Source organism: Ensifer sp. CCNWLY38 (assembly GCF_037120565.1).
Lineage (GTDB): Bacteria > Pseudomonadota > Alphaproteobacteria > Rhizobiales > Rhizobiaceae > Ensifer > Ensifer adhaerens_H.
Genome location: NZ_JBBBBO010000019.1, coordinates 76,565 through 85,400, shown reverse-complemented (window position 1 = coordinate 85,400; position 8,836 = coordinate 76,565). Strand labels below are relative to the sequence as shown.

9 protein-coding genes and 2 pseudogenes are annotated in these 8,836 nt (G+C 58.4%); 4 read left to right on the top strand and 7 right to left on the bottom strand.

Features of this window, described 5'->3' with window-relative positions:
- The first annotated feature begins 212 nt into the window (after positions 1 to 212).
- On the top strand, positions 213 to 785 hold the full coding sequence (gfa, locus tag V7S54_RS30450; protein ID WP_336409693.1) for an S-(hydroxymethyl)glutathione synthase: 573 nt from the start codon (positions 213 to 215) through the stop codon (positions 783 to 785).
- A gap of 47 nt (positions 786 to 832) precedes the next feature.
- Here gfa and V7S54_RS30445 read toward each other — a convergent pair whose 3' ends face one another.
- Positions 833 to 1,918 carry an FAD-binding oxidoreductase gene (locus V7S54_RS30445; protein ID WP_336409692.1) on the bottom strand — a complete coding sequence of 362 codons (1,086 nt, stop codon included), beginning with the start codon at positions 1,916 to 1,918 and terminating at the stop codon, positions 833 to 835.
- Entirely contained in the window at positions 1,908 to 3,161 is a 1,254-nt protein-coding gene (locus V7S54_RS30440; protein ID WP_336409691.1) for an aromatic ring-hydroxylating oxygenase subunit alpha, read from the bottom strand. The genes V7S54_RS30445 and V7S54_RS30440 overlap by 11 nt, the downstream gene beginning before the upstream one ends.
- Positions 3,162 to 3,280: 119 nt before the next feature.
- On the opposite strand from V7S54_RS30440, the gene V7S54_RS30435 reads away from it, so the two are divergent.
- Both V7S54_RS30435 and V7S54_RS30430 read left to right on the top strand, forming a co-directional pair.
- Positions 3,281 to 4,189, top strand: a complete 909-nt coding sequence (locus tag V7S54_RS30435) for a LysR substrate-binding domain-containing protein (RefSeq protein ID WP_336409690.1) — start codon at positions 3,281 to 3,283, stop codon at positions 4,187 to 4,189.
- Between the two features lie 528 nt (positions 4,190 to 4,717).
- A pseudogene (locus V7S54_RS30430) lies at positions 4,718 to 5,556 on the top strand (FecR domain-containing protein).
- A gap of 180 nt (positions 5,557 to 5,736) precedes the next feature.
- Here the strand turns inward: V7S54_RS30430 and V7S54_RS30425 are convergent.
- The 3 genes and pseudogenes from V7S54_RS30425 to V7S54_RS30415 form a co-directional block, all read right to left on the bottom strand.
- The gene (locus V7S54_RS30425) at positions 5,737 to 5,874 is read right to left on the bottom strand and encodes a hypothetical protein (protein WP_176707626.1); all 138 of its coding nucleotides are present in this window, start codon (positions 5,872 to 5,874) and stop codon (positions 5,737 to 5,739) included.
- Positions 5,875 to 6,093: 219 nt separating this feature from the next.
- Positions 6,094 to 6,327: a hypothetical protein gene (locus V7S54_RS30420; protein ID WP_065377226.1), complete on the bottom strand. Its 234-nt coding sequence runs from the start codon at positions 6,325 to 6,327 to the stop codon at positions 6,094 to 6,096.
- A gap of 74 nt (positions 6,328 to 6,401) precedes the next feature.
- A pseudogene (locus V7S54_RS30415) lies at positions 6,402 to 6,614 on the bottom strand (IS110 family transposase); the annotation flags it as partial.
- A gap of 250 nt (positions 6,615 to 6,864) precedes the next feature.
- Between V7S54_RS30415 and V7S54_RS30410 the strand changes: the two are divergent.
- On the top strand, positions 6,865 to 7,290 hold the full coding sequence (locus tag V7S54_RS30410; protein ID WP_336409699.1) for a DUF4168 domain-containing protein: 426 nt from the start codon (positions 6,865 to 6,867) through the stop codon (positions 7,288 to 7,290).
- Between the two features lie 538 nt (positions 7,291 to 7,828).
- Here V7S54_RS30410 and V7S54_RS30405 read toward each other — a convergent pair.
- Together V7S54_RS30405 and V7S54_RS30400 are read right to left on the bottom strand one after the other, a co-directional pair.
- Complete coding sequence (locus V7S54_RS30405; protein WP_336409688.1) at positions 7,829 to 8,083, bottom strand: acyl carrier protein; 255 nt, start codon at positions 8,081 to 8,083, stop codon at positions 7,829 to 7,831.
- A 191-nt stretch (positions 8,084 to 8,274) separates the two neighbouring features.
- On the bottom strand, positions 8,275 to 8,490 hold the full coding sequence (locus V7S54_RS30400) for a hypothetical protein (RefSeq protein ID WP_065377199.1): 216 nt from the start codon (positions 8,488 to 8,490) through the stop codon (positions 8,275 to 8,277).
- Between the last annotated feature and the right edge of the window lie 346 nt (positions 8,491 to 8,836).

Sequence of the window (8,836 nt, the reverse complement as noted above, 5' to 3'; positions counted from 1 at the left end):
CGATGATCACCCACACCATGCCGCTCGAAGACATCAACAAGGGCTTCGAGCTGATGCATTCCGGCGAAAGCATCCGCAGCGTGGTGATATACTGAGCACGGGTTCAAGACCGCCTACTGACTGCAATGCATCTACGGCACCGCCGCGCGACCGAGCCGGCGGGGCCAGCGAGCAGCCGGGCATTGTGCGCCGGCGAAAAGGAGGAGAAGCCCATGCCAAGCATTGCCATCCATCCATCCCTCGATTCTGGATTCAGGGCGACAGACGCTGCCTTTTCCGGTGGCACGCTCGTCTGCAACTGCACGAGCAATCCCGTAAAGGTCCGCGTCAAGGGCGACATCGCCCACAACCACGCCTGCGGCTGCACCAAATGCTGGAAGCCCGACGGCGCTGTCTTCTCGGTCGTCGCCGTGGCGCCGACGGCCAACGTCGAGGTACTCGAAAACGGCGACAAGCTGGCGGTCGTGGACCCGGCGGCGCTGATCCAACGGCATGCCTGCAAGGACTGCGGCGTGCACATGTACGGTCCCGTCGAACGCGATCACGCCTTCAAGGGGCTTTCCTTCCTGCATCCGGAACGGTTTGAGGAAACGGGCTGGGCGAAGCCGGGCTTTGCCGCCTTCGTTTCCTCGATCATCGAGAGCGGCTACGACCCAGCCGGAATGGACGGCATGCGCGCCCGGTTACGCGAACTGGGCATCGAGCCCTACGACTGCCTCAATCCCGTCCTGATGGACGTTATCGCCACCTGGACCGCGAAGAAGAGCGGTGTGCTCAAAGCATGAGATTTCCCGGTCCAGCCAGTGGCTGGGCCGGATCATTTCCCCGCAGCCTAGCGATCGATGACGAGGTCGCTCAGCGGCTTCGAACAACAGGGCAGGAAGAGCCCGGCGTCGATCTCACGCTGCCGGATGCCGCCATTGTGGTTCATCTCGACCGAGCCGGATATGAGCTTTGACTTGCACGTGCCGCAGACGCCGTTCGAACAGGATGACGGTAGTTTCACTCCGGCCTTCTTCGCGCAGGAGAGCACGGTCTGTTCTTCCGCAACCTCGATCTTGCGATCCTGTTTGGAAAATTCGACCTGGAACGTTCGGGTGGCCGGCTCTTCGATGACGGGAACATCCACGTCGTCGATCACGGCCGCATCGAAGCTCTCCTCGATGTAATTTGACGGAGGAACGCCCAGTTCCGTAGAGATCGCGCGTGCAGCCGCCATGAACGGCGCCGGGCCGCAACACAGGACGACGCGCTCGGCTAGATCTGGAACCGCTAGTTTCATATACGCAGGCGAAATCCGCCCCGTCAGGCTGGGCCAGTTCGCCTCGCTGGAAACGACTTCCGGTAAAAATTGCAGGCGGAGACCTTTGATCCGATTTGCAAGATTGGCGAGTTCGTCGCGAAAGACCAGGTCCTTCGGGGTGCGTGCCGCATGCATGAAGACGACGTCGGCAGGCTCGCACGTATCGGCCAACTCGCGGACCATCGCCATGACCGGCGTGATCCCTGAACCTCCTGACAGAAACAGATATTTCCTCGCGTTCGGGCGCGTGAAATGACCGAGGGGACCGTTCGCCTTGACCTTGGCGTTGACCGTCAGGTTGTCATGAAGCCAGTTCGAGATCTTGCCGCCGGCTACGCGCTTGACCGTGACCGAAAACGCATTGCTGCGCTTCGGCGACGACGAGATGCTGTAGCAACGGCTTTCCGGTTCGCCGTCAATATCGAGGTCGAACAGGAAGTATTGGCCGGCTTCAAAGGCAAAATGCTTGCCCTCGGGGGACGCGAAGGTGAATGTCCTTACGTCGTGCGTTTCCTGGTGGACATCGACACAGACCAGATCTTCGTCGGTGTCGCGGTTCCACAAACCGGCGGGTCCAAGACGCTCCGCCAGAGAAAAGGTGCACTTAGTATCCATGGGCGCGCATCCGGTCGATGTACCACGACGCGAACTTGTCGAGGTTGGTTTCGGAGAAGGGCGAGTAGGGGCCCGGCACATAGGCCGGATCCTCGACGCCGGCGTGCGAGCGGGCGACGAGCGCGGCGTCCTGGTCGGTCGTTGCGATCCAGACGTTGGTCAGTTTTTCGAGATCATAGTCGACGCCTTCAACAGCGTCCTTGCGCACGAGCCACTTCGTGCGCACGAGCGTCTTGTCCGCCGAGATCGGTACGACGATCGCAACAACCGCGTGATCGCCCATGAAGTGGTTCCAGCTGTTGTGACCCCAGAGATGCGTGTCACCGAGATCCTTGCGCGACATTGTTCCAAGCAGCTTTGCCGAGGCGGCCGTTGCATCAGGGGTCTGGGATTCGCCGGCACCTGAAATGATCAATCGCTGTGTGCGAAAATTGGTGGTGCAGTCCACCAGTTGCTCGACGGCCGCCGACGGATAGCCGTCGGCCTCCCATAGTCTGGTACGCTCTTCGTAGAGCGAGAGGTGCTCTTCGGCCAGGGCTCGATCTTCCGGGCTCAATGCCTCCGGGTCGAAGCCGAAATCAAGGTCGACGAAGGAGACGCAGAGTTCGGGATGATTGGCCGAACAATGGTAACACTCGCGATTGTTCTCGATTGTGAGTTTCCAATTGCCCTGCTCGATCACATCGGATTCGTACGCGACCTTGGCGTTTCTGATGTCGTAGGGTGCAAGGCGTTCGGCCATGATTTCGACGAGGCGGTCGATATCTTCGGGCGGATTGTCTGACAGGCAGGCATAGATCAGGCCGCCGACCGATTTGAAGGTCACCGGCTTGAGGCTGCGGCATTCCTTGTCGAAGCCCTTGCCCATATGGGGGGCATAGGTCAGCTCGCCCGTCAGTTCATAGGTCCAGGTGTGGTAGGGACAGACGAGCTTCGAAACGATCGTCTTTCCGGCATCCAGTAGGCGTGCGCCGCGGTGGCGGCAGACATTGTGCATGACGCGGATCTCGCCATCATCGTCGCGCAGGAGGATGAGGCTCGTCTTGCCGATATCGACGACCGTTGCATCGCCCGGTTCCGGCACATCACATTCAAGGCCGATACAGATCCAGTGGCGGCGGAAGAACACCTCGAGATCTGCCTCGAACACGTCCTCGCGTGTGTAAAGGCCGGCCGGAAGGGAATGTCCCTCGGCTCTTGCATCCAGGAGGGCTGATATGGGAGAAGCAAATGTCTGCAGCATAATTCCACCTTATGTTCCGATCGAGGCCGATGGGCTGAAAGGCAGGATCGCTCAGCTATTCTGGTCGCTCAACGGCATAAATATACGCGGATGACATTACCAAATGTAATGGAAGTAAGATGGCGAACCTGAGGAAGAAACTGCCGCCGCTCACCGCCTTGACGGCATTTGAAGCGGCGGCCCGTTTGTCCAGCTTCACGCGCGCGGCGACGGAGCTCGGCGTGACCCAGGCTGCCGTAAGCCGGCAAATCCATTTGCTGGAAGAAGATTTTGGTTTTCCCTTGTTTCGGCGGCTCTACCGCAAGATCGAATTGACGGAGAAGGGCAAGCTGCTGTCAGCAGCGGCTGGCGACGCATTCAACCTTATTGCCGACACCGTCGCCGATCTCCGGTCGGACGGCCCGGATGACGAGTTGGCCATCTCGGCGACCATCTCCTTCTCGCACTTCTGGCTTCTGCCAAGGATCGCCGCGTTTTCTCGTGCCCATCCCGAAATCAAACTTCGCATCATCACGCAGGATGCCCGAACAAGCATCGAGGCAAGCGATGTGGACTTGGCGATCCGTTATGGGACCGGCACTTGGTCGGACGGTCAGGCGGAGCTCCTGTTTGAGGACGAAGTTTTTCCGATTTGCAGCGCTGATTATCTACTCACGGCCGACCCGATCCGCACGCCGCAAGATCTTGTTGGTCATCCCCTAATAACGAGCGATATCGACGACCCGACCTGGACAGGTTGGGACGAATGGCTTGCGGCCTTTTCCGTGAAGGCGCCGAAAAAGGCCCGCGGCCTACGATGCAGCTTCTACACGGAGGCCATTTATGCCGCAATGAACGGGCAAGGCATTGCGCTCGGTTGGAATCGCCTGGTCGCCGACCTTATCCAGCAAACCCGCTTGGTCCGCCTTACCGAAGCGTCCATCCGCACCAGGGCGGCCTATTTTGTTGTAGTGCCGACGAGGAAGCCAAAAAAGGAAAGTGGGCGGCTGTTCATTGAGTGGCTGCGCGAGGTTTCTGCAATAAGCTGACTGTGGGTTAGAAGGGCGCATGTTCAGTTCGCCGGGGCGAAAGTCCTTCGCCGACATCGCCCGCCGCGATCCCCGCGCCAGTGGCACATGCCGGACGCGCTGTCATCTTCCTGCACGGCTTGTAGACGAACTCGATGTCTAACGGATCTCATGAGGCTGAGCCAGCGTGAGGTGCCGCTTGATCGGCTGAGGACAGGCGAGGGATATTCGAATGCACCGCCTCGTATCGGCGCACCGAATATCCCAACGGCTGCCACCGTGCGCCGGGTTCTAAGCGCCGAGCGCGATATTTGCCATACCCCAAACGAGTGATTTGGAGAGGGTCTCGGCGGAAAAAGCTGCCCGCAGCGGATGCGTAGCTGGTGTCAGGCAGGCGTCGTTTCAACTGCGATTATATCGAACGGAATGCGTTTAATGGATGTCAATTGGATCGGAGGAGCGCGGGCCGCATGGCGCCGCGCTACCTCGATTGGGCGACAAGACACCAGCTCTCGTAAGATGTACCTATAATGTGCTTTGGAGGGTGCCATGTCCTGCTTGCGTGGTGCCGCGCTCATCGCATTTTGTCCCGTGTCGTTCAGTCCGACCATCGCCGCCGAGCCTGTCGGCCAGGCGGTGCAGATCCGCACGTCAGTCAGCGGCGCACGCGGTCCGATCGCGGTCAAGGACCCGGTCTACATGGACGAACGGATTTCGACATCGAAGTCCGGTCTTGGCCAGTTCGTCTTCCAGGATGGCACCAAGCTTGCGGTCGGGTGGGGCTCGTCCGTGGTCATCGACAAGTTCGTTTATGACGACACGAAATCGGTGAAGAAACTGACGATCATGGCCGCCAAGGGCACGTTCCGCTGGATCAGCGGCAAGTCCGGGCACAACGCCTATCAAATCGTCACGCCGGCCGGCACGATCGGTGTTCGCGGCACCGCCTTCGATTTTTATGTCGGCCGTGACGGCACCACCGCCGTCGTGCTTTTGAGCGGCGCCGCAAGCTTCTGTGGCGCCGGCGGCTGCCGGCAATTGACGCAGCGTTGCGACTGCGTCGTCGCCAAGCCTGGCGGCGGCATCAGCGATCCGAGAAGAGTCAGTCGCAATACATTGAAATCACTAGGCAATGCACAAGCCCTTCCTTTCCTCTCCGGTGGGCAACGACTGTCCGGAGCGCTGGGCTGGGCGGGGGTGGCTGCAGCCTTGCGACGGTGTTCCAGGAGGATCTCGAACGCCAGCCCGTCATCGAGCAGCCTGCTCCCGAGGTTGAGCAGGAACAGCCGCAAAAGCCCGAGGAAAAGCCGCATAAGCCCGAGGGGAAGCCGGACAAGCCCGAGGGGAATCCCGAAAAGCCCGCGAAGGAAGACCGCAATCGCCACTGAGCGATGAAACACCCTGGTATTCATGTCGAAGATGCCAACCATAAGGATGTTCTCGAACACGCCAACGACCAGTCTCCTTCACACCGAGAAGCTCAATAATCAGCTTCGTCACGCGCCCGGCTACGTCGGCTCTGGCGTTGCCCATAGCTCGCCTCCCTTTGCGCGATAGCGCGTTCGTCTCTACCGCGGAACGCTGTCTAGTCGGTCGGTTTTGGTCGCGCTGGGTGGTGTTTCGTAGTCCGTGAGGCTGGTGAAAGCCCAGAGCATCAGGATGCCCATGGAAACGATAGCAAGCGAGAACATTAGACGGTTTGACATGGCGCATTCCTCCTTGACTGGAGCGCAGTGAATGCCGGATCGCATTCGTCGCCATTGTTCGGTATTTCTGGCAATGAGGCGCGCGAGTTCCCTCTTTGAGGCCTCACGGTCTGTGCGGGTAAGGAAGGATCGATGGATCCAGTCGCCGCATGGCAACCCCGCAAGTGTACCACAGTTCTTGCGCGCGGTCGCAAGTAGGTGGGCGCCGGAATCTCTGAGTCAAATAATCAATTGCACGATATGGGCAAAGGGCGTCATTGCCCACTTGCCGCTGTCATCCTTTGCGGTTTTGTAGATGATGAAGTCGCGCCCAACGGTAAACGTTCCGTGCATCGTGATCTCATTGCCGGTCGACAGAATTGCCCGAAGTTCGTTTGTGTGACGTAGTTCAATTTGGCCATTGATCAGGTCGGCCAGGACCTGGTCAAACGTCGCCGGCTGTGTGTCAGTCATAGGAGCCCCCAAGCGGTTGCGGCGGGAAGATTGTTGATGGCGCCACAAATGGGGACAGTAGGCAAGAGCGGGTCTTCTCGCAACTTGCGGCGTCCGGCGAGTAGCGGCTCCATGAATTCTGCCAGTTCAGCATCCCTGTCGACGAGTTCGAGTACTCTCTTCTCGAATGTGCCGCCTTCGGTCCGGCCGACCTTTAGTCCGAAGTTGCGCAGAAGCCCGCGCATCTCGTTTTCCAAATCGATCGCTTTTCCCTGCAGAAGCGAGAGGGCCGTCAACAGGGCCCCGCGCGCATGACGTCAATGTCATTCGGCGGTGTTGGCTCACGGACGCCTTTACGACTTCGCGGACACTGCGCTTAAGCGTTGGGTGAGCCATAAAGCTGCCGTTCAATGGTCAGCAAATTGCCCCGGTACCGCCGCACCGAGCCCTTCCCAGCGTTTCATCGTCACTGACGCGTTCGGTATCCAGCCGACGTGAGTGACGATCGACAGGCGGTATCGCTGCCAGCGACGTCATGCACATCATAGAGGAATGAACATGATTACTCGTTACACGCCCATTGCATCGCTGACGGCTGCAATCTTCAGCTTCATGGTCTTCAGTCCGGCATCTGCCTTTGAAATTGCTCAGGCACAAGAGACGGAGCCGGCGCAGGGACAGGCCGACAACAAGGGCACGGAGGCCGTCATCAGCGAACAAAAGATCGAAGCCTTTGCGGTTGCCTATCTTCAGGTCGACAAGGTCAGGCAGGAATATTCCGCAAAGATAGAAGCAACATCGGACGCGGCGGCGAAGAAGGAGCTGGAGACCGAAGGCAGCAAGAAAATGGTCGAAGCCGTCAAAGCCTCGCCGGCCATTTCGGTCGAAGAATATTCGGCAATTCTTACAGCGGCACAGAGCGATCCGGCAGTCGCCAAGAAGGTTCAGGCAGAACTTCAAAAGACCGCTCCGGCGCAGCAGTAGTTCGTCTCGGCAGCAATCGGATTGCCAGAAATTGCGTGGGAGCCCGCGAACCAACTTGCGGGCTTTTCACTGCGGAGAGGTGAGCGTGTAGACGGCTGAGACCCAAAAAAAAAAATTATCGGTCAGCCGGGACACCACCTCTGAACCATCGTTACCCGTTTGACTTTCAATCACCTGGCAGGCCATTCCCGAGAAGTGGGAGCCAAGCCCAATTATCTGACCTGAAGAAGCAGTTCATGCATGTCGTCGGTCGCTCAACGACTTGCAGGATGTCAAGATTTGCTGGTGTCCCGACGGGCCGGCCAGCCCTCCCGGCCACCTCCCAAATCCTCATCGCCAGCGACCGTTCAAACGGGTAGGGCAGAAACTTTTAGCAAGGATGGAAGAGCTAGCGAATACATCAAGTAGGTCTTTCGACGATGCGACGATGCGACGATGCGACGAGCACAGGCGGAGGCTGGGCGGCCAACAATCACGTCAGCGAATCTGACGCAGAACGTCGAGATCTGGAGCACACAGAGGATGCCGTGGGATCTGATCAGGTCATTATTTGGGATGCGATGATGAATTCGACTGCGTCGCCAAATGTCACGAGTTTGCCGAGTGACTCATCCGTGATGAATACATCGAACTCCTCCTCGATCATCATCGACAGTTGAGAAATCGCCAGCGAGTCCGCTCCTAAATCATCGGCAAACGAGGCGTCGTCCAGAACCTCCGTTGCTTTGACACCCAGAACTTCGACGACGATCTTTCTCAAACGGTTGGCGACATCGGCCCTTGTGGTTGCCATAGGCCTCCTCCCGCAGCTAGATCATAGCACAAAGAGCCCGATGGCTGGCTTCGCTATCGTTGATTGCCTTCAGTGGTTTCATGATCCGAAAGGCATAGAGAGCCACGTTCTTACTCGGAACGTTTCTCCGTCGTTCGGCGTGTCCTAGAGGCTAAGCCTTCATTTTTCTTCCACCAATCAAGCCAAGTCTGTCATTGCAGCCAAGACTCCTGTGCATCCTCATCGTGAGCGAGGAATTGCGCCAGAGCCGAAAGCAATGCCTCCGCACTGTAGCGATCCAGCAATACCTCGATTGTTTCGCCTGTCGAACATGTGATTTCGAAAGCGCCCATTAGTGGGTCACTCGACAATACACTGACGGGGCTGCCCTGGAACTCGGCGTTCATAGTGATCCCAGTGTCCTTCATGGCTTTCCCTCCAACTTTATATAATAGAATTATAATATATATGGGGGCGAACTGAAGGAGATTTTGGGCAGGCGTATCGCATTCAACTGTGCGGAAGCGGAAAGCCCGGCTGCTTACGCTTCGCCGTGGCGGTCGGGGTGCGAATATCGCCGGACAAGCCGGCGTTTCCCGCTCTGTGCTTGACGGTGAAAGCCGAGTTCGTGGAACGTGTTGCTGCTAGTCGCACCGGGACGCCAAGGCGCGGGCGGTGAGGGGGTGGCCTTGGGGTAGGTCATCGGAATTGTGCTGCAACATCTGAATGCTTTAGCAGCCACAGGGCACTGTCGAACTGGTCAGGCTCATCACC

What these genes read in the sequence shown, in the direction of transcription:
- gfa (WP_336409693.1), top strand. Translation starts at nt 213, where the DNA reads ATGCCAAGCATTGCCATCCATCCATCCCTCGATTCTGGATTCAGGGCG.
- V7S54_RS30445 (WP_336409692.1), bottom strand. Translation starts at nt 1,918, where the DNA reads ATGGATACTAAGTGCACCTTTTCTCTGGCGGAGCGTCTTGGACCCGCC.
- V7S54_RS30440 (WP_336409691.1), bottom strand. Translation starts at nt 3,161, where the DNA reads ATGCTGCAGACATTTGCTTCTCCCATATCAGCCCTCCTGGATGCAAGA.
- V7S54_RS30435 (WP_336409690.1), top strand. Translation starts at nt 3,281, where the DNA reads ATGGCGAACCTGAGGAAGAAACTGCCGCCGCTCACCGCCTTGACGGCA.
- V7S54_RS30425 (WP_176707626.1), bottom strand. Translation starts at nt 5,874, where the DNA reads ATGTCAAACCGTCTAATGTTCTCGCTTGCTATCGTTTCCATGGGCATC.
- V7S54_RS30420 (WP_065377226.1), bottom strand. Translation starts at nt 6,327, where the DNA reads ATGACTGACACACAGCCGGCGACGTTTGACCAGGTCCTGGCCGACCTG.
- V7S54_RS30410 (WP_336409699.1), top strand. Translation starts at nt 6,865, where the DNA reads ATGATTACTCGTTACACGCCCATTGCATCGCTGACGGCTGCAATCTTC.
- V7S54_RS30405 (WP_336409688.1), bottom strand. Translation starts at nt 8,083, where the DNA reads ATGGCAACCACAAGGGCCGATGTCGCCAACCGTTTGAGAAAGATCGTC.
- V7S54_RS30400 (WP_065377199.1), bottom strand. Translation starts at nt 8,490, where the DNA reads ATGAAGGACACTGGGATCACTATGAACGCCGAGTTCCAGGGCAGCCCC.